At 62.9% G+C, this 17,893-nt stretch carries 18 protein-coding genes and 4 pseudogenes; 10 read left to right on the plus strand and 12 right to left on the minus strand.

The features are described from left to right. The 4 genes and pseudogenes from HDG37_RS37980 to HDG37_RS37995 all read left to right on the plus strand — a co-directional run. A pseudogene (locus tag HDG37_RS37980) lies at positions 1-95 on the plus strand (iron-containing redox enzyme family protein); the annotation flags it as partial. Between the two features lie 213 nt (positions 96-308). Continuing rightward, positions 309-1,883: a hypothetical protein gene (locus HDG37_RS37985; RefSeq protein ID WP_184056602.1), complete on the plus strand. Its 1,575-nt coding sequence runs from the start codon at positions 309-311 to the stop codon at positions 1,881-1,883. 65 nt (positions 1,884-1,948) lie between these two features. Beyond that, positions 1,949-2,626 carry a YjbE family putative metal transport protein gene (locus tag HDG37_RS37990; protein ID WP_260335274.1) on the plus strand — a complete coding sequence of 226 codons (678 nt, stop codon included), beginning with the start codon at positions 1,949-1,951 and terminating at the stop codon, positions 2,624-2,626. Between the two features lie 190 nt (positions 2,627-2,816). Next, entirely contained in the window at positions 2,817-3,521 is a 705-nt protein-coding gene (locus HDG37_RS37995; RefSeq protein ID WP_184056604.1) for a GntR family transcriptional regulator, read from the plus strand. Between the two features lie 534 nt (positions 3,522-4,055). Here the strand turns inward: HDG37_RS37995 and HDG37_RS38000 are convergent. Beyond that, the gene (locus tag HDG37_RS38000; protein ID WP_184056605.1) at positions 4,056-4,466 is read right to left on the minus strand and encodes a helix-turn-helix domain-containing protein; all 411 of its coding nucleotides are present in this window, start codon (positions 4,464-4,466) and stop codon (positions 4,056-4,058) included. A 148-nt stretch (positions 4,467-4,614) separates the two neighbouring features. On the opposite strand from HDG37_RS38000, the pseudogene HDG37_RS39930 reads away from it, so the two are divergent. Then, a pseudogene (locus HDG37_RS39930) lies at positions 4,615-4,680 on the plus strand (hypothetical protein); the annotation flags it as partial. 44 nt (positions 4,681-4,724) lie between these two features. Here the strand turns inward: HDG37_RS39930 and HDG37_RS38010 are convergent. The 4 genes from HDG37_RS38010 to HDG37_RS38025 are packed head-to-tail and all read right to left on the minus strand — an operon-like array spanning position 4,725 to position 8,361. Further along, a complete protein-coding gene (locus tag HDG37_RS38010) occupies positions 4,725-5,597 on the minus strand; it encodes a metal ABC transporter permease (RefSeq protein WP_260335275.1) in 873 nt (290 codons plus the stop codon). Positions 5,598-5,599: 2 nt separating this feature from the next. Next, on the minus strand, positions 5,600-6,511 hold the full coding sequence (locus HDG37_RS38015) for a metal ABC transporter permease (protein WP_184056606.1): 912 nt from the start codon (positions 6,509-6,511) through the stop codon (positions 5,600-5,602). 6 nt (positions 6,512-6,517) lie between these two features. After that, on the minus strand, positions 6,518-7,339 hold the full coding sequence (locus HDG37_RS38020) for a metal ABC transporter ATP-binding protein (RefSeq protein ID WP_184056618.1): 822 nt from the start codon (positions 7,337-7,339) through the stop codon (positions 6,518-6,520). A 5-nt stretch (positions 7,340-7,344) separates the two neighbouring features. Beyond that, positions 7,345-8,361 (minus strand): metal ABC transporter solute-binding protein, Zn/Mn family, encoded by a 1,017-nt coding sequence (locus tag HDG37_RS38025; RefSeq protein ID WP_260335276.1) that lies wholly within the window; start codon positions 8,359-8,361, stop codon positions 7,345-7,347. 227 nt (positions 8,362-8,588) lie between these two features. Here HDG37_RS38025 and HDG37_RS38030 point away from each other — a divergent pair, with 227 nt between their 5' ends. Together HDG37_RS38030 and zigA are read left to right on the plus strand one after the other, a co-directional pair. After that, complete coding sequence (locus HDG37_RS38030; protein ID WP_184056622.1) at positions 8,589-9,596, plus strand: GTP-binding protein; 1,008 nt, start codon at positions 8,589-8,591, stop codon at positions 9,594-9,596. A gap of 103 nt (positions 9,597-9,699) precedes the next feature. Next, a complete protein-coding gene (gene zigA / locus HDG37_RS38035) occupies positions 9,700-10,890 on the plus strand; it encodes a zinc metallochaperone GTPase ZigA (RefSeq protein ID WP_184056607.1) in 1,191 nt (396 codons plus the stop codon). 80 nt (positions 10,891-10,970) lie between these two features. On the opposite strand, the gene HDG37_RS38040 is transcribed toward zigA, so the two are convergent. Further along, on the minus strand, positions 10,971-11,318 hold the full coding sequence (locus HDG37_RS38040) for a hypothetical protein (protein WP_184056608.1): 348 nt from the start codon (positions 11,316-11,318) through the stop codon (positions 10,971-10,973). A gap of 256 nt (positions 11,319-11,574) precedes the next feature. Continuing rightward, entirely contained in the window at positions 11,575-11,910 is a 336-nt protein-coding gene (locus HDG37_RS38045; protein ID WP_184056609.1) for a helix-turn-helix transcriptional regulator, read from the minus strand. Between the two features lie 405 nt (positions 11,911-12,315). Here HDG37_RS38045 and HDG37_RS38050 point away from each other — a divergent pair, with 405 nt between their 5' ends. Together HDG37_RS38050 and dmeF are read left to right on the plus strand one after the other, a co-directional pair. Continuing rightward, positions 12,316-12,591, plus strand: coding sequence for a metal/formaldehyde-sensitive transcriptional repressor (locus HDG37_RS38050; protein WP_184056610.1), 276 nt, complete (start codon positions 12,316-12,318; stop codon positions 12,589-12,591). Positions 12,592-12,599: 8 nt separating this feature from the next. Continuing rightward, positions 12,600-13,145 (plus strand): annotated as a pseudogene (dmeF, locus tag HDG37_RS38055) (CDF family Co(II)/Ni(II) efflux transporter DmeF); the annotation flags it as partial. Between the two features lie 329 nt (positions 13,146-13,474). Here dmeF and HDG37_RS38060 read toward each other — a convergent pair. The 5 genes from HDG37_RS38060 to HDG37_RS38080 form a co-directional block, all read right to left on the minus strand. Next, positions 13,475-14,077 carry an SCO family protein gene (locus HDG37_RS38060; RefSeq protein WP_184056611.1) on the minus strand — a complete coding sequence of 201 codons (603 nt, stop codon included), beginning with the start codon at positions 14,075-14,077 and terminating at the stop codon, positions 13,475-13,477. 206 nt (positions 14,078-14,283) lie between these two features. Beyond that, the gene (locus HDG37_RS38065) at positions 14,284-14,646 is read right to left on the minus strand and encodes a DUF1016 N-terminal domain-containing protein (RefSeq protein WP_184056612.1); all 363 of its coding nucleotides are present in this window, start codon (positions 14,644-14,646) and stop codon (positions 14,284-14,286) included. 254 nt (positions 14,647-14,900) lie between these two features. Then, positions 14,901-15,812 carry a hypothetical protein gene (locus HDG37_RS38070; RefSeq protein ID WP_184056614.1) on the minus strand — a complete coding sequence of 304 codons (912 nt, stop codon included), beginning with the start codon at positions 15,810-15,812 and terminating at the stop codon, positions 14,901-14,903. 5 nt (positions 15,813-15,817) lie between these two features. Then, complete coding sequence (locus HDG37_RS38075; protein ID WP_184056627.1) at positions 15,818-16,030, minus strand: hypothetical protein; 213 nt, start codon at positions 16,028-16,030, stop codon at positions 15,818-15,820. Next, positions 16,020-17,105, minus strand: a complete 1,086-nt coding sequence (locus HDG37_RS38080) for a DNA-binding protein (RefSeq protein WP_409260284.1) — start codon at positions 17,103-17,105, stop codon at positions 16,020-16,022. The genes HDG37_RS38075 and HDG37_RS38080 overlap by 11 nt, the downstream gene beginning before the upstream one ends. On the opposite strand from HDG37_RS38080, the pseudogene HDG37_RS38085 reads away from it, so the two are divergent. Next, positions 17,020-17,493, plus strand: a pseudogene (locus HDG37_RS38085) (integrase); the annotation flags it as partial. The gene HDG37_RS38080 and the pseudogene HDG37_RS38085 sit on opposite strands and share 86 nt — an antisense overlap. Positions 17,494-17,893 lie beyond the last annotated feature (400 nt).

The raw sequence follows: 17,893 nt of genomic DNA on the forward strand, positions 1-17,893 counted from the left end.
TCGGCGCACAGATGCGCCTGCTCTACACCACCGCCCTCTACTACGACTACGTCGAGAACGAAATCCCGCTGACCCAACTGGGGCTCGCCGCCTGAGCGCAGCGAAAACCTGGAACCCCGATTCCTGAGCCAATTATGTCCTGGTATAAATCGTCTGACTGGCGCCGCGGGCCTGGATTGACCTCCTCACCCGGCAATTCGCAGTCGAATGCGCTGCAGAGAATCAGGACCTCCTTGAAGGGCCGTCTCATCCGCCCATCCCAGGAAACCGTGTTCATCGCACACTTCATTATCTGAGCCGAGGTCCCCATGCATCCGCTTACCGCGCTCACGCCGGCGCATTTCTGTTATCTCGTTGGTGTCATAGCCATCGTCGCCACGATGATCTGGCGCGCGAATGTCGTCGTGCCCGCCATCATCGCGACCTTCGCCGTCGCGTTTGCCTTTTCGGGCAAGGTGCTCACCGGTCTGCAAGCCATCTTCATGGGCAGCCTGACCGCCGCCCACGAGCTGTTCAACATCTTCCTCGTCATCGCGCTGATGACCGCGCTGCTCAACGGACTGCGCGAAATCGGCGCCGACGTGCGAATGGTGCGCCCCTTCAGGAAGATCATGGTCAACGGCCACGTGGCCTTCCTGATCCTCGCGCTGATCACCTATCTGATTTCGCTGTTCTTCTGGCCGACGCCGGCCGTGCCGCTGGTCGGCGCGATCCTCATTCCAGCCGCTATCTACGCGGGCCTTTCGCCGCTCGGCGCGGCTGTCGCCATTGCCGTCGCCGGCCAGGGCATGGCCTTGTCGTCGGACTACGTGATCAAGGTCGCGCCCGGCATCAGCGCGAAGGCCGCGGGCGCCGACATGCAGGCGGTCGCCAATATGGCGCTTCTGCTGTCCGTGGTGGCCGGCGCGGTCGCGCTCGGACTGTGCTGGTACTTCACGGTGCGCAAGAACGTGAAGACGCCCGGCGCGCGCAATCTGGTGGAATGGGAATCCTCGGGCGAGATCGATCCGGTCAATCAGCCGGCAGCCCATCAGGGCAGCTTCGCCAAAGCGGAACTCGCGCGCGGCACGAACGGCACGCATGCCGACGCCGAAGACGGCTTGCCCGCGATGTCCGGCGGCGGCGCGGCGGCGCTGACGCTGCCGGCCATGAGCAGCGCGGTGCCAATGCAACGGCGGGATATGTGGTCGCGGGTGTTCTCCATCGTCACGCCGCTCACCTTCCTCGCGGTGGTGGTCATCATGACGCGGCCGCAGCTCGTCGGCGCGTCCGTCATTCGCGGCGGCGACGCGGCTTCGCTGATCGGCGGCATGGCCGCGGTGCTGATGATGCTCACGACGCTCTCGTACGGCCGCAAAGGCTTTCTCGACCGCACGGCCGGGCACATCATCGACGGCTTCGTGTTCGCGTTCAAGGCGATGGGCGCGGTGCTGCCGATCGCCGGCTTCTTTTTCGTCGGCGACAGCAGTACCGCCGGTCCGATTCTCGGCATCGAGTCCGGCGCGCATGTTCCGTCGCTGCTGTTCGAACTGGTTCAGGCCTGCAGCCAGTTCATTCCGCACAGCCCGATCCTCGTGTCGCTCGGCGTGCTGGTGACGGGCATGATCACCGGCATCGACGGCTCCGGTTTTGCCGGCCTTCCGTTGACCGGCTCGCTGTCCGGCGCGCTCGCGCCGATGGTGCACATGCCGGCTGCCACGCTGGCCGCGATCGGGCAGATGGGCGCGGTGTGGACGGGCGGCGGCACGCTGGTCGCGTGGTCGTCGCTGATCGCGGTCACGGGCTTCGCGCGCGTGCCGGTTCTGGATGCGGTCCGAGCCCTGTTCGTGCCGGTGGTCTGCGGGCTCGTCGCGGCCACGCTCGTCGCGGTGGCGATCAGCTGAACGGATGGCCGAACATGACGTATTCACTGATTCCTGCGCCGCTCGCGCAGGAAGGCTGGGCCGCGTTGCAGATCGTCTTCGTCAACGTCCTGCTGGGCGGCGACAACGCGATCGCCATCGCGATGGCCTGCCGCTCGCTGCCGCCGCGGCAGCAGCGTCTCGGGATCCTGCTGGGCACCACTCTGGGCATTCTGTTGCGTATCGTGCTGATCGGCGTCATCGGCAAGCTGCTGGCGATTCCGTTCATGCACGTGATCGCGGCTGCGCTGTTGATCTGGATCGGCACTCAGCTCGTTCGGCCTGCCGCGGACGAACCTTCGGTCAATCCGTCGGCGGCATTGTGGCGGGCGGTGATGGCGATCGTCTGGGCCGATCTGGCGATGAGCCTCGACAACGCGCTGGCAACCGCCGCCGTGGCCCAGCCGCTTCCCGAAGGATCGCGGCTCGTGATCGTCTTCGTCGGCCTAGCGATAGGCGCTCCGGTCATCGCATTCGGCAGCCGGCTCATTCTGACGTTGCTCGATCGCGTTCCGTCCCTGGTATACATTGGCGCGGCGCTGCTCGGCTGGATTGCGGGCGAACTGCTGATGGCGGACCCGTCGGTCAGCGCGGCACTGTATGAGTGGATGGCTCAGGTGCCGGGCGTCAGTCCTGCGGTCACCGGCGCGCTCACCTGTTTCGCGGCCGCCGTGCTCGTCCCGCTGCTGGGCCGGATGGCCGCCGGCGGCGCACGCGCCGGCTAGGCGTCACGTGCCCGGCCGGCGCGCGCTGGCCGGGTATCCATTCGTTGAGCCGGCTCTCGCATGCTTCAAGCGCTGCGGCATATCAACGTGCGCGCCGGTGCATTGTCTACGAAATACCGCGAATACGTTAGAATCCGTCCAAGCTTGCAGGGTCGGGCCATTGGCCTGAATTGACGAGTGTGGAACCACAATGAACGTACAGTCGGATAGTCCAGCAACAGCGGCGACAGATCAGCGCGAGCCGTCCAACTCCAATCCCATCCTTCACCGCCAGCTGTCCGAACTGGTCACTGCGCGAATCCGGGACTCCATCACGTCGGGCGCCTACGCGCCGGGCGCACGCCTGATCGAAGGCCGGCTGGCGGAGGAACTCAACGTCTCCCGCGTTCCCGTTCGCGAAGCGCTGCGTGCGCTCGCTGCCGAGGGTCTTGTCGATGTACGGCCGCGGCATGGCGCCGTAGTCGCCTCTCTCGACCCGGCTTCGGCTCGCGAGATGGTCCAGATCCGAGCCACGCTCGAAGGTCTGAACGCACGGCTGGCAGCCGAGCATTGCACGCCGGAACTGGCCGACAAGGTGGCCGAAGTGCTTGCCGAAGGCAACGCGCAGCTGGCCTCCGGAGACACGGCAAAACTGCTCGACCTCAATGCCCGGTTCCACGATCTCCTCTACGCAGCCGGCGCCAATACCATGCTGGCCGACCTGATGCGGACGCTACGGGACCGCTCGCGCAGGCTTTTCATGAACGCGACGGAAGACGAAATCCGGCTGACCTGGGAAGAGCACGCTGCAATTCTGCGCGCGGTGCAGTCTGGAGATGCGGCGCTTGCCGCGCTGCTCGCCGAGCGGCACGTCATGCGTGCGGCCCGACATTATCTGGACGCCGTCGCCAGGTAGTGTGATGGCCATTCAGCTTGCGCTCGCCGACCGGTTTGCTCGAAGCATCGAGCCTCCAGCGTTCGCTTGAATATTCCCGTAACTGTGCAGTTTTCGCGCTCAGCGCGGAAAGGCAGACGGTAAGTTGCCGGCCAGGGCCCTACTACAAAAGCATTCCGGCAGTTCGACGAGAATGTCCCATGCAGCGGTCACCGCACCACCCCATCTCATCGACGGAATGGGGTAGCGCTATACAAGTTCTCGCTGCTCGTACGTTCCTCGCAACAGTGACGTCGAGTAATACGTCGAATCGGCTTCAGTCACTGGCTACATGGACACTCTTACTTGCTCCGTGTGTGACATGAACCCAGTTCCATCTGTCATGGCCCGACGTTGTCGGACCCGCTCCTCTCGGTAGTTTCCCATCGCGATCGGCCAGCGTTGCGAGGAAATCGTGTACGCGGTCATTTGCGGAGCTTCAAACAGCAATCGTTTGGCAGTCGGGTTGTAGATACATCGTCGCTGCGCGAAGGATCTGGGTTGTGAACGTATTAATCACCCGGCGGGCGACAGCGACTCGACGATCCGGCACTCCGCTATCGTGCTGCAGCTGCACTGATCAATCAGGCTGTCGAGTTCCGCTTTCAGCGCCTGCAGGTCGAGAATCTTCCGTTCAATTTCAGCTCGGTGCGCGGACGCAATTGCGTCGATCGCGACGCACGGCTGCGTGCGGTCGTCGGCAAGTTCGAGCAGTTCGCGCACCTGGTCAAGCGAAAAACCGAGGTCTCGCGCGCGACGGATGAAGCTCACACGGCCGAGATGCGCGCTTGTGTACGTGCGGTAATTTCCTTCCGTCCTGGCTGGCGCGGGCAGCAGGCCGCTCTTTTCGTAGAAGCGGATCGTTTCGACCTTTGTACCCGTCGCGCGGGCGAGCTGGCCGATCGAAAGCGTGGCGGATTCATCCATCTACTTGACCTTTGTAGTAGCTACAGGGTCTATCGTAGTCACCGTGATGAAACGTGTCGAGGTCGAAACGGTGAACTCTTCTCTGCCGCTGAAACTGCACATCGGGGGCACGGACTGCGCGTCTTGTGCATTGAAGATCAAGAACGCGATGAAGCGGCTGCCAGGCGTGTCCGACATCAACGTTAGCTACGGCCAGGAAAGCCTGACCCTCACATTCGACGAGGACCGCACGTCGCTTGCCGCGATTGAGGCCAAGTCTCATGCGCTCGGCTTCACGCCGGTTGGCGGTCCCGTCAGTGAGCCGACTGGTGCCTCCGAGGCCGGCCGTTCGTCGTGGTGGCGCGCGAAGGCTCGTGCCCGGGTCCACACCTGCCCCACTCCGTAACAGGCGGCCCCAAGCATGCCAACGAAGAAACCGACTGGCCAGTTGGAGACATAGGAGAGGGCGATCGATGTCCACACCGTGACGAGCGAAATTCCAACCGACACGCATATCGCAAGAATCGGCCGGTCAGTCAGCGAGCGGGCCGCAGCCGCGGGTCCAATCATCAGGCTGAACACTAGCAGCGCGCCCACTACCGGGAGCGCCATTGCCGTCGCAAGCGCCAGGATGCTCATGAACGCAAGTTCCATCGCGCGGCTCGATACGCCTCTCGCCTTCGCCAGATCGGGCGATACCGAACTGAGCAGGAGTGGCCGGAAGAGCACAACCGCAACCGCAATCGAGAACCCGCTGATCGCGGCAACCGGCGCGAGATCGGTGTTGCTCACGCCCAGTACTTCGCCGAAGAGAAGGGCATAGACCGCTTGTGAATACCCGCTCGTCATGCTCAGGAACAGCGCCCCGAAGCCTAGCAGCGTGACGAGGCACAGGGCGGTTGCGACTTCGTGTCTTCCGCGCCGGCTCAGCCAACTGATTCCGATCACGCCGAGACCAGCGAAGACGATCAGGCCGAAGAGCGGATTGATACCGAGCAGGCTTGCTGCTGCAGCACCCGGAAAGGTGCCGAGCGGCAAGGCGTGCGCGGCGAACGAGGCGCCTCGAATCACCACGAAGAAACCGATGAATCCGGCGACCGCTGCCACGATGCTCGCCACGATCCACGTGTTGGTCATGAAGCTGGAGAACATGGTCAGGCCTCACCCGGTTCACGGGCGTTCAGGGCGATCCGCGCGCCCGTTGGGGGCTTCCGTGCAGTTCCGGCGCGACCTGTGATGACATACAGGGCGAAGATAAGCGTCACCACGAAGAAGCTCACTGGCCAGCCGTGCCCGGGTGTCCAGTAGTAGCTGTCGTACGCGAGGAGGATGCCACCCCAGGTCGTGCCCAGGCCGATTAACGCGGACAGACCCGTGGCCCAGCCTGGCCGCTTTGCCGCCCTCAACGCGATCGCCGCCGGACCTATCAGGAGTGCGGTCGAGAGGATGGCGCCGACCGTAATAGCTGATAGGGAAACGGCCAGCGCCAATACCAGCAGGTGCAGGAGTCCGACCGTCCGTACCCGCACGCCCATGACCGCAGCCAGCTCTGGGTCAACGGAGCTGAGCAGCAAGGGACGATAAAGCACGCCCGCGGCAATCAACGCCCCCGTGCCCACCGCCAGTGCGAGCGGAATGATCGATGCCGGAATGGCGAACATTGATCCGAACATGACGGTGATCGCCGCTCCAGTCGTGCTTTTCGATGTCACGTCGAGGTAAAGAAACAGCGCGGCAAGGCCAAGCCCCGCGCCCAGCACGACGCCGGTCACAAGATCGCGCTCACGGGCGCGGCGCACCCGCACCAGTTCCATGCCGCCCGCTGCCATGACCGCCATGATGAGAAATCCCAGCAACGGGTTGATGCCGAGCAGGAACGACGCAGCACCGCCCGCGCTGCTGACATCGGCCAGCGCGTGGCCGGCGAAGGACTGGCTCCTCATGACGGTGAATACGCCAATTACGCCGGACACGACTGCGGCGCCGCCGCCGACTACCATCGCGGTATGCACCGGTTCGCTGCTAAAGAAGCCCGGTTCAAAGATGAGGGTGAGCAGGGAATCCATCTTGAATCAGGGAACCTGCACAATGTGGGCGGGGTCTCGCCGAACGGCGGCAAGCATTTCGGCCTCGGTGCCGGCGGCAATCACCAGCACGCGGCCGTGCACGCGGACGACATCGATGTGATAGCCGTACAGTCTGCTCAGGACCTCGGTACGCACCACTTCGTCCGTCGCCCCGCTCGCTGCGTGGCCATTGGCGAGGTAGACGATCCGGTCCATCACCGGCAGCAAGGGATTCATGTCATGCGCCGAAAGCAGGACCGCAAGCCCGTGCTCGACGCTCAGGCGGCGCAACAGCGCGACAATTTCGGCGACGCTGCGCATGTCGAGGTTGGCCAGAGGTTCGTCCAGCAACAGCAGCCGCGGACGGCGAACCAGAGCGTGTGCGATCAGTACCCGCTGCTGCTGGCCTCCGGACAGTTCCCCGATGCGCTGGTCCGCGAAAGGCTCTGCATCCACGGCTTTGAGCATCCCGTCGAGCGCCTCGCGGCGTTTTTTCGACGGTAACGGCAAGCCGAGCCTGTGGCCCTCGAGGCCGAGCGACACCAGATCCCGCGCACGCATCGGGAGGTAGGGGTCGAGCGCGATCTTCTGCGGGACGTAACCCACCGAGGTCAGGCTGCGCGCACCATTGATCCTGATGCTACCTGCACTCGCTACCTGGAAGCCGAGGATCGTACGCAGCAGCGTGGTCTTGCCCGAACCGTTCGAACCGATAAGGCCGCAGAACTCTCCCGCTTCCAGACTGAAACTCACCTCATGTAGCACGCTGTGCCCCGGGAAAGAGACGCTCACCCGGTCGACCGCAAGGACCTCGTTGCCAGGGCACATGCCGCTCACTGCACAGCCTGCAAGGTTTCGGTGGACACTTTGGAAGCCACTGCCTTTTCCAGCGCATTGACTTCCGCCAGCATCCACGACTGGTAAGTAAAGCCGGGGGTTGGCATGGTCTCGTAGACGCCGACCACCGGAATACCATTTTTCCTGGCCAGATTGAGGAACGACTGTGTGAGCGCATCCGTGACCTGCTGGTTGTAGACGAACACCTTGACCTTGCGGTCCGTGAACAGGCTGTTCTGTTTCGTCACGTCCTGCGCAGAGGGATCGGTGCCGTTCATGATCGCCGCCTGCAGGCTGAAGGGTGTGGCGATATCGGTGCGGACCGCTTCGAGCATGTAGTTGGCGACCGGCTCCGTCACCGCGACAGGCGTTTGCGCGTAGTGCGCCTTGAACGATGCAATTGCAGCCAGCCAGGGCTTGAGTGATGCGTCGAACTTCTTCACGTTGGCTTGAAAGTAGGCTGCCTGCGCGGGGTTCAATGCGGAAAGGTCCGCTGCCACTGCCTTCGCAACCGCCGGCATGGTTTTCGGGTCGTACCAGAGATGCGGGTTCGGCGTGCTGTCGGGCAGGCCGAGCAGGTGTTGGGCGTCAATGACCTTGCGTTTGTTGTTGGGCGCGGCTGCGATGATCTTGTCGGCCCAGGCGTCGTATCCCACGCCGTTCTTGACGATCAGATCGGCGGAAGCAAGCTGCGCTGCCACCTTCGGGTTGACCTCGAAGGCGTGTGGATCCGTATTGGGATCCGTTTCGATCGCGCTCACCTGAACGTACTTGCCGCCGATCTGGGCGATGACGTCGGCGTACTCGTTTTCGACACCGATGGCGTTGATTACGCCAGCCGCTGCTGATGCCGCCATGGCGCTTCCCTGATGCACGGCAAACAGTACCAATGCAGCCGAAAGGCTACCGATGGGCTTTAGTGCGGCGCGCCAAACAAACCGGTCTGGCTGTCCTGCACTCCAGGATGCGCGGTGCTGAACGGAGTTGCAAAGCCTGGCGGCGATTTTTTTCATTGGCGTTCCTGGCACGAAAAATAACAATCCGATAGGATAAGATACGTTATAACATAACACATATGGTGTCCAGCGTTCCCGGCAGGCAGACTGGCCGTCCCGGAGCGTGGCATCAGCGAAGCGGGCTGTCACCGCATGGGGGCATCTCGACCGTAACCATTTGCTCAGCGCCCGGGCACCTCGACGGGCGAACATGCTTGAGCGCGTGCCGCTCACAGGAGAATGCAATGCAAGATGCAACCGGCTTCCAGCGTATCCCGACGACCATCCTGACCGGCTTCCTCGGCGCCGGAAAAACGACCTTGCTCAACCGCATCCTGACCGAGCATCACGGCGGACGCGTTGCGGTCATCGAAAACGAGTTCGGCGAAGCGGGCATCGACAACGAATTGCTGGTGCAGGACGGTAACGAGCAGATTGTCGAAATGAACAACGGCTGTATCTGTTGTACGGTGCGTGGCGACCTGGTGCGCATTCTTTCGACGCTCGCCGCGCGACGGGAGACAGGAGAACTCGCGTTCGAGCGGGTCATCATCGAGACAACGGGACTTGCCGATCCGGCGCCCGTCGCGCAAACGTTCTTTGTTGACGATGTCGTGCAGGAGAAATACCTGCTCGACGCCATCGTGACGGTGGTCGACGCACGGCATGGCGGCGAGCAGCTCGACGAACATCACGAAGCGCAGGAGCAGGTCGGATTCGCGGACCGTATCCTCGTATCCAAGGTGGACCTCGTTGGCGACGAGCAGGCGCAGCAACTGATGCGCCGGTTGCGGCAGATGAACCCGCGCGCGACGATCAGGCCGGCACATTTTGGCGAGACGGACCTGAAGCAACTGCTCGACATCCGCAGCTTCAGTCTGGATGCCATTGTCGACATCGAGCCCGATTTCCTTGAAGACGTTTCGCACGAGCATGACGACGATGTGACGTCCTTCGTCTACCGCACTACTGCGCCTCTGGATCGGGACAAGCTCGAGGCGTTCTTCAGCGCCACGGTTGCGATCTATGGTGCCGCGATGCTGCGCTACAAGGGTGTGCTGAACCTGGCGGGTGACGACCGTCGCGCAGTGTTCCAGGGCGTACATATGATTTTTGGCGCGGATATCGGTAAGTCCTGGGGCGCGAATGAAACGCGCGAAACCCGGATTGTTTTCATCGGCAAACAGTTGCCACATGATCTCTTCAAGGCGGGCCTCGACAACTGTATGGTTCGCGAAGTCCTGCAGAACTGACACGAAGGATCGCGCCTGCTTGCCGCGCACCCGCCTCGGCCAGCAGGCTGGCCGTGTCGATTCATGCGATCTTCTTCACCACGTTTGAGGCTCCACTTTTCCCATGCACAAGCTCCCCGTCACCGTACTGTCCGGCTTTCTCGGCGCGGGCAAGACCTCGCTCCTGAACCACGTCCTGAATAACCGCGAAGGCAAGCGGGTGGCCGTAATCGTGAACGATATGTCGGAAGTCAACATCGACGCTCAGCTGATTCGTGACGGCGGCAGCCAGCTCTCGCACATCGACGAAAAGCTCGTCGAAATGAGCAACGGTTGCATTTGCTGCACATTGCGCGAGGATCTGCTGATCGAGATCCAGCGGCTCGCGCGGGAGAAGCGCTTCGACTATCTGCTGATCGAATCCACGGGCATATCCGAGCCCTTGCCGGTGGCGGAAACCTTCACGTTTCGCGACGAACAAGGTCACAGCCTCTCGGATATCTCTCGCCTGGACACGATGGTGACGGTCGTCGACGCCTATAACTTTGTGCGCGACTACGGTTCCCACGACCTCCTGGCGGATCGCGGCGAAACGATGGGCGGGGAAGACCGCCGCACCGTGGTCGATCTGCTGACCGAGCAGATCGAGTTCTGCGACGTGATCGTGCTGAACAAGACGGACCTTGTGAGCGCAAGCGAGTTGGAGTTGCTAAAAGGCGTGCTGCGGGTGCTGAACGCCCGCGCGAAGATCGTCGAAAGCCGCTTTGGCCAGGTGCCGATCGGGCAGGTTCTCGATACCGGCCTGTTCGACTTCGAAGCCGCTGCGCAAGCGCCCGGGTGGCTCAAGGAGATGCGCGGCGAACACATTCCCGAAAGCGAACAATATGGCATCACCAGCTTCGTCTACCGCGCGCGCCGTCCGTTTCATCCGCAGCGTTTCTTCGCCTGGATTCAGAGCGAGTGGCCGGGCGTCGTGCGCTCGAAGGGGTACTTCTGGCTGGCCTCGCGCAACCATGCGGTCGGCGAATGGTCGCAAGCCGGCGCGGTCTCGCGTCACGGACGCGCCGGGACCTGGTGGGCGGCCGTGCCCAGGCACGCCTGGCCGCAGGAGCCCGAAGCACAGGCTATCCTCCGAAGCCGCTGGCATGAGCGTTTCGGGGATCGTCAACAGGAACTGGTCCTGATCGGCACCGGAATGGACGAGGCAGCCTTGCGCGCGTCCTTTGATGCCTGCCTGCTAAGCGAGGACGAACTGGCCCGTGATGAAGTCGAGTGGCACAAATTTACCGACCCGTTCCCTGAGTGGACGCAGTAAGGTGTGTCCACCCGGGCAGTAACCTGGCACCAGGCATACTCAATCGTATTGAGGTACTTCGCCTGCCTGGCGCCGGGCACTCAGGCGAGCTCAACCGGGCCGTGGTCGTCGCAATGATCGCCGTGCGGATGGTGCAGGTGGCCGTTGACCAGGTAGTCGACGTGATCGCCATGCGGTACTGCATCGTGGCCGCATCCCGGCCCGTGGACATGTCCCGGCTCATGACCGCCGCAGTTGGAAGTACATTGATCCGGATTTTTTGCGCTCACCTCCAGCCGGTGTTCGTCCACGTGATCGCCATGGGGATGGTGCAGGTGACCATCGTGCAGATAGTCAGTATGATCGCCATGCCTGATCGCAGTGTGTCCGCAGTTCGGACCATGCTGATGGTCATGATGGGCATGATGCGGTTCGTTGCAGGTGCTCATAGCAGTGCTCCTCGACTCACGTGATAGTGAACGCATGACGTGGGCTTCGCGGCGTGCCCCCAATGGGCAACGGTTAATCCGGCCAGATGTTAAAGCGATCCTCCTTGCGCACGCCGAAGTCAACGCCCTTTGTTTCCGTCTAGATGATGCCATGCCCCCGATGAAGCAAACGCGTCTGTGCTTTAATTAACCGGCGCGGTGGGTTCGATAGCCGGAAAATATCGGGGCTTGCCTTGCAGGTCAGCTGCAAAACGCGTCATTCCTCCTTCGTTGGCTCATCAAATTCGGACGGCGGATACTCACACTCGTGTTCAGCCATGTCGCTGATGACACGCTTTACGTGCTCGTCAGTTGCTACACAGAAAATCTGTTTTCCGCACCGATCGGCGCGCAGCCCCCGGGCTGCTCGCAAAAGCCGCAGGTGACGGCTGACGAGCGTTTGCGCCAGGCCATATCTTGCCGCGATGTAGGAAACGCACATCGGCACGCGAAGGCATGCTGCAATTATTTTCAGGCGGGTCGGATCGCCGATCTGCCGGAACATCTCTACCGGTTCCGCGACCTGGTCGTCGGTCAACTCGGATGCCTGCATTTTTGCATTCCAAAGAGTCGCGTCGCCAATAGATGACGCACCGCCGCATGCACGGAAATACCACGGTTGCCCGTCTCCTGCCAGGGGCCATCGGGATATCGAAGTCGACCGATGGTTCTCGACACATTAACGTGGCCGGGACCCAGGCGCGACGAAAAGGCTATGTACGAAGGGTCGAATTGGGCGATTAGCTATCCGCAACCGAGCGATGTCGGCTGCACCTTCTAGGTAGCCCTTCGATCGGAGCCAGCTCGAACGGCCGCGACGGGTTCGCGTAGCGTCGCTCGCAGCATCTGAAGCACGCGGCGCATATTCTTATCACACGATGCTGTGTCCGGCCAGAAGCAGCCGATCACGTCAGGAAAACGTATGCCTGCTTCTCCTGCGGTATATCGGAGGTCATTCATGAGCCACACCATTCGTGAGAAACAGAAGCTTCTCAACCGGGTCCGCCGCATCAAGGGGCAAGTGGAAGCCATCGAGCGGGCGCTTGAGGAAGAGCGTGGATACATCGACGTCCTGCAGCAGATAACCAGTTGTCGCGGCGCGATGAATGGCCTGCTGGCGGTAGTGCTCGAGGAGCATATCCGCACGCATCTCGTCGATGCCGAAATCCACAAAGAGCCGGCCGGCAGCGCGACTGACCAGCTCATCGAAGTCGTTCACAGCTATTTCAAGTAGAGCAGCACATGAGTGATTTCAAAGACTCGGCGTTCGGCGCAGGACACGACCACATCTTTCTGGGCGCGGCTCACGAGCAGAACGAGCGCAGGACCTGGGCGGTCATTGCGCTGTGCAGCGCGATGACGCTGATTGAAATCATCGGCGGCAATATGTTCGGCTCACTGGCGCTTGTTGCAGACGGTCTGCACATGTCGACGCACGCTGGAGCAATGCTGATTGCAGCCCTCGCGTACACATACGCGCGTAAGCATGCTGCCGACCCCCGCTTCGTTTTCGGTACTGGCAAGCTTGGCGATCTCGCGGGCTTCACGAGTGCCATCGTACTTGCCATGATCGCAGTGCTGATTGGGTACGAGGCTGTGTCGCGCTTTCTGCCGCCAGTATCGATTCATTTCGGCGAAGCGATTCCCATCGCGGTGGTAGGCCTGTTGGTCAACCTGCCGAGCGCGTGGCTGCTCGGCGACCATCACGGGCATGGTTACGAAGACGAGGCGCAGAAGATCTTCGCTCCGTCCGGTGTGTTTGCCGTTTCCATCTTCGAAGATGGCATCATGCGGTGCTCCAGCGCTTTAAGGGGTTGTCCCATGTCACGGTCGAGGTCCAGCCTGCTCAAGCGGTGGCGTGATCCACGATGCTACCGGCGCCACACACTTGTATGCCAGGAAACCTTGCGTTGAGCGTGCATAGGGATTCTGGTCGTAGCCGGTTATTGACCAGCTGAACGCGGTGGTATGCGTGGAACTTCGGGCGGCGACAACAAGCGCTCCTCCGGGCGAATCTGGCCGGAATCTCCGACGTACGTCCGACTCTATCTGTTGAAAACACCGTGGGTGCGCGGGCTCGTTCGCGGCCTCTTCAGCACCGTCGCGGGCGCCTGTCGTCAGGTCTCGTCGGCCAATTGACGCAGATCGTGCACAAATGCGTCGACCGGATCGTCGTCCGCACCGATCAGGCGCGCGTGCCCTTTCGCATCGAATATGTAGATCGCCGAGCTATGGGTTACCTCGTATCCACCGTTCGCGCGGGGCTTGTCAGCCTGGTACGCGACGCGATAGCGTTGCGCGAGCTCCTTGATCGCGCTGTCGGAACCGGTCAGGCCGACGTCGTGCTTTGCGTCAAACGCATCGACATACGCATGCATCACTGCGGGCGTGTCCCGCGCCGGGTCGACACTCACGAACAGGACCTTCACATGCTGTGCGGCGCCGCCCAGTTGATGCGTCACTTGGGCCAGTTTGGCCAGCGTCTCCGGGCATACGTCCGGGCAATGCGTGTAGCCGAAGTAGACGAGTGTGACATCGCCTGCCAGGTTCGCCTGGCTAATCTGCTTGCCGGCGTCGGAGGTCAGCGCGAAATCCAGATCGGGCAAATGCCCCTGGACGTCCGTGAGCTTCCACGGCTCTTCATGGTGGCAGGCGGCAAGTGAAACAGAGAGCGTTGCGCCGACAACGAGACGCACACAGCGATCAAAGAATGGGGGCATGGATTGGTGCGGCATTGCCGTCGCAAAGATCAGGATTGGGAAGTACAGTCTATTGCGGAGAGCTTTCATTCGTCTGCCCGCGTAGTGCCTCATCCGCTTTACAACTCTCAACGACAAGTCTCCATTCGAGGGCCGTTGCGCCACAGGCCGCGTCACCCGAGAGCGCCGAAATGTCGCGCGAAAGGCGGGAAGCGAAGAGGGAATGCTTAAGGCTTCACCGGGTCGTCGATGTAGATCAGCGTCTTCAGGTGCGTCCAGCTCAATTCTCTCCGCACTGCGGAGACAATCGCTTCGTCGGCAAAAACCTCCGCAAGACGCATGCAGTGGCGCAACTGCTTGTCGCTCCAGCCGCGCCCGTATTCGGCGGTAAGCTGACGCGCCAACGATCCGATCACCTGTTGCCCGTACTCCGCGCGGGCGCCCCGCAATACCTCTGCCTCAATACGATGCCCCACCTGCCAGTACAGCAGTGTCAGTTCTGCATTGATCGCAACGGCGGCCCGTTCGCGCGCCGAATCGATCAGCTGTCGGACTTCGTCAAGCAAGGAGGAAGGCATAAGGTCGTTCATACTTTCATGCTCAGGTGTGCGGCAACCGCCGCGTTAAAACTGCCCGCGGACGGCCCAATCTGTCTTCAAACCCGTCACCGGGGCTTGCGCCGGCGAGCGTCCGAATTGTCTCCGCAGTGCGGAGACAATTACGGATACCTGTTCGGCCTCGCGGCCGTCTCCTCGCCCGGGCGAACCGTCCGCCCCCGGGTCGCATCTCGCGAATGATTGCAGGACGACTGCCCGATGTGACCATTCGCGGCCTCGCTCACCGATCAACGGTGCTGCACTTTCCGTGTCGCCATGTAGGTGTCGAACAGGCCCGCATGCAACCGGCTGAGCTCCTGGCGCAGCCCGATGAGTTCATGCTGGTCGCCTTCGTGCTCCCGGCGCCGGATCTCTCCGAGCAGGGCCGTCGCGCGCGATGCCGCCTGGTCACGCTGCACGCGCACCTCACCTAACCTGCCGGCGAGCGCCGGCTTCACCAACAGTAGCCATGCCGGGAACCAGGAATAGTCGTCGACCTCGCCGGTGCCAGGGAATTCGGCATCGAAGCGCCGGCGCAGCGCGTCCAGCGAAGCATCACCCAAGGTGGGCAACAACGCCACGAACCTCGCCGGCGCCAGCCACGCCAGTTGCGCGAGCAGCGGCCACGCCGCATCCAGGCCGGCCGCCCGGTAGCGTGCCTCGGTCATCCACGCAAGCGGTGCCGGGATGCGCGACCAGGACTCAATGGCTTCGACTGCTTCAATCGCAGCCGCCCCGTCGCCCGCCAAAAGCCACAGCGGCACGGCGTGACTGTCTGCGTCGGCGGTACGAAACGGTAGCGATTCAGCCCGCTGAGCAAGCGCTCGCCAGCACGGCGTGAGCCACGACTGAACATTCTGCGCGGGCAGCACCCGCCGGGCGGCAGGTACGACCTCGTCCTCGAGATGCCGGCGTGCGCTGGCCAGCGTCTCGTGATCAGAAAAGGGCGTGGGCGATCCGCGTTCCAGCTCACGAACCAGCACGCTCATCGCTGGGAGCGCGCCATCGTCCGGATATTCGCCGGCGAGCAGCTCCAGTGCCGTTCGCGCCGCCACCGCATCGCGCCGCTGCAGCGGCTCCAGCACGTCGTTACGCAACATGACATCACGGCTGTCGGCGAAAATGTCGAGCTGCTGAATGGTGGGCTGCTGCATGTTCATCCCGCTCAGAAGAGCTGATCGTGAAGAGCGGCCAGATTAGCCCACTTCACCGTGCTGCGGAAGGTGCTTCCGTCTTCGTGCACCGACTCGATGATCACGCGCTGGCCGCTCGCTTCGGCGATCACGCGCACGGTCCGCTCGCCATAGCGCAACAGCGCGCCGATCGGCGGACAGACCGGGGCCTTCCGTCTCTTGCGCGGGCGGGTTCTATTTTCCATCCCTCTTTCCCCGCTTGCGGTGCACTACGGTCTTGCTGGCTGGCGCGGGCGTGACGCGCGGCGCGCGTGAAGGGCGTGTCGCCACCGGGCGCGCCGGGGTGGAGGCGGACTTCGCACGGGCTGGGCGGGCGTCGCGTGTATCCGCCTGCCGCAGTGCCGCCAGCTGTTGCTGCATCGTGACGTTCGTGGCCAGCACGGCATCGAGCCGTCCCTGCAGCACGCCCGCCTGGCGACGCACGTCCCCGAGCCGCGCCTGCAGCGCCTCGACCGCCCGGTGATGGTCCGCCCCGCGACTGTCGGCCCGCTTCACCGCGGCATCGAGGTCCTTCCGCAGCTTCGCGGCCGCACCCCACTCGCGGTCGATCTCCAGCAGCGCGCGCTTTTCCGATGCTCGCAGGCGCTCCTCGGCGCGTTCCGCGCTCTCGCGCAGCTTCTCGAGATCCCGCGAGAAACCTTCGCGCACCTTGTCCAGTTCACGGTCGCGCACGAGCGCCTCGGCCTTGAGCCGGACGACCTCGGCCTCGCACGCCTGCCGCGCCGCGTGGCCCTCGGTCTGCGCCTTTTCCAGTTCGCGCACCTCGACCTGCGCGGCAAGGAGCGTCGCCGTGCGCTGTTCGAGCGCGGTCTCGACGCGACCCAGTTCGTCGCGGGCAGCAACGACCGACCGTTGCGCCTCGACCTCGTCGCGCAGCGCGTCGAGCGCGGCTTCGGCAGAGGCGGTTGCGCGGGTCCAGAGCGCCGCGACCAGTTCGCCGGCGGCCTGCCCCAGATCGGCGGGCAGGTCGGGGTGTTCGATGCGCACCCGGCTCTTTTCGCGCAGTTCGGCCCAGAATTCACCGAGCACCTGGGTCGGCGTGCTCATGCTGCCGCGCTTCACTAACTGGTAAAGCCGGTTCGCGGTCGGCGCGATCCCGAAGCGGAAGAACAGTAGCGCGCAGACTTCGCGGTACAGCTCGCGGGTCTTCGGGAATTCGCCTTTCAGGCGGTCGATTTCAGCCGAGAGGCGGGTTTCGTCGGACAGGACGCCCCTCGATGCGCTTGAACTGTCCGCCGATCTCGACGGCCGCGATGGCAGCAACCGGGCTCGCGGGCATTCACAGATCGCCGCCCACGACGACCTGAATGCGGTCCGCGCATGGCTCGCGCGGGTCGCCGACAAAAAGGCCACCTTCGAGAATTACCGCAAGGAAGCCGAACGGCTGCTGCTATGGGCGATCGTGCAACTGGGCAAGCCGCTGTCGTCGCTCACGCACGAAGACCTGCAACTCTTCCGGCAATTCCTGAAAGACCCGTTGCCGCACGCGCGCTGGGTCGCCGACGGCGGGCGCAAATACCCGCGCCATGATCCGCGCTGGCGGCCGTTCTACAGGACGCTCCGGCCGAGTAGCCAGTACCAGGCGATGGTGATCATCAACGCGCTGTTCGCGTGGCTCGTCGAAGCCGGCTATCTGGCTGGCAATCCGCCCCGTAGTCGCTGACTATCACCACGCAGTTGCCTGAATGCAGGGCTATGTCACAGTTCGAAGAGTGTCTTGCGAACACACAACCTTGCCTCCCGGCTCCAATAAAAAACCCCCTCCAGAGAGGGGGCGATGAACGGCTCGCGAACCGTGCTTTTCGTATCGGATCAACGCGCCATCAATTTCCCCACAATGAGACTTGCGAGGATCTCTGCGAGCCTTGCCGTCACACCAGCCTGATCGATGTCGGGTCTGCTGTCAGATAGCCGACCGACGCGCCGAAGCGATCCCTGTAATTCACGCGCACAAGCGGATCGAGCGTGTCCCTGAGCGCCTGCGTATGCTGGCTGCCCCAGTCGCCGGCATGCTGGAAGTTGCTCATGATGTAGGTCCAGCCGTTGAG

Origin of the sequence: Paraburkholderia sp. MM5384-R2, assembly GCF_014201025.1 — a bacterium.
In the GTDB taxonomy this organism is placed as follows: domain Bacteria; phylum Pseudomonadota; class Gammaproteobacteria; order Burkholderiales; family Burkholderiaceae; genus Paraburkholderia; species Paraburkholderia tuberum.

Coding starts and splice junctions, on each gene's coding strand:
- HDG37_RS37985 (WP_184056602.1), top strand. CDS start 309: ATGCATCCGCTTACCGCGCTCACGCCGGCGCATTTCTGTTATCTCGTT.
- HDG37_RS37995 (WP_184056604.1), top strand. CDS start 2,817: ATGAACGTACAGTCGGATAGTCCAGCAACAGCGGCGACAGATCAGCGC.
- HDG37_RS38000 (WP_184056605.1), bottom strand. CDS start 4,466: ATGGATGAATCCGCCACGCTTTCGATCGGCCAGCTCGCCCGCGCGACG.
- HDG37_RS38010 (WP_260335275.1), bottom strand. CDS start 5,597: ATGTTCTCCAGCTTCATGACCAACACGTGGATCGTGGCGAGCATCGTG.
- HDG37_RS38015 (WP_184056606.1), bottom strand. CDS start 6,511: ATGGATTCCCTGCTCACCCTCATCTTTGAACCGGGCTTCTTTAGCAGC.
- HDG37_RS38020 (WP_184056618.1), bottom strand. CDS start 7,339: ATGTGCCCTGGCAACGAGGTCCTTGCGGTCGACCGGGTGAGCGTCTCT.
- HDG37_RS38025 (WP_260335276.1), bottom strand. CDS start 8,361: ATGAAAAAAATCGCCGCCAGGCTTTGCAACTCCGTTCAGCACCGCGCA.
- HDG37_RS38030 (WP_184056622.1), top strand. CDS start 8,589: ATGCAAGATGCAACCGGCTTCCAGCGTATCCCGACGACCATCCTGACC.
- zigA (WP_184056607.1), top strand. CDS start 9,700: ATGCACAAGCTCCCCGTCACCGTACTGTCCGGCTTTCTCGGCGCGGGC.
- HDG37_RS38040 (WP_184056608.1), bottom strand. CDS start 11,318: ATGAGCACCTGCAACGAACCGCATCATGCCCATCATGACCATCAGCAT.
- HDG37_RS38045 (WP_184056609.1), bottom strand. CDS start 11,910: ATGCAGGCATCCGAGTTGACCGACGACCAGGTCGCGGAACCGGTAGAG.
- HDG37_RS38050 (WP_184056610.1), top strand. CDS start 12,316: ATGAGCCACACCATTCGTGAGAAACAGAAGCTTCTCAACCGGGTCCGC.
- HDG37_RS38060 (WP_184056611.1), bottom strand. CDS start 14,077: ATGCCCCCATTCTTTGATCGCTGTGTGCGTCTCGTTGTCGGCGCAACG.
- HDG37_RS38065 (WP_184056612.1), bottom strand. CDS start 14,646: ATGAACGACCTTATGCCTTCCTCCTTGCTTGACGAAGTCCGACAGCTG.
- HDG37_RS38070 (WP_184056614.1), bottom strand. CDS start 15,812: ATGAACATGCAGCAGCCCACCATTCAGCAGCTCGACATTTTCGCCGAC.
- HDG37_RS38075 (WP_184056627.1), bottom strand. CDS start 16,030: ATGGAAAATAGAACCCGCCCGCGCAAGAGACGGAAGGCCCCGGTCTGT.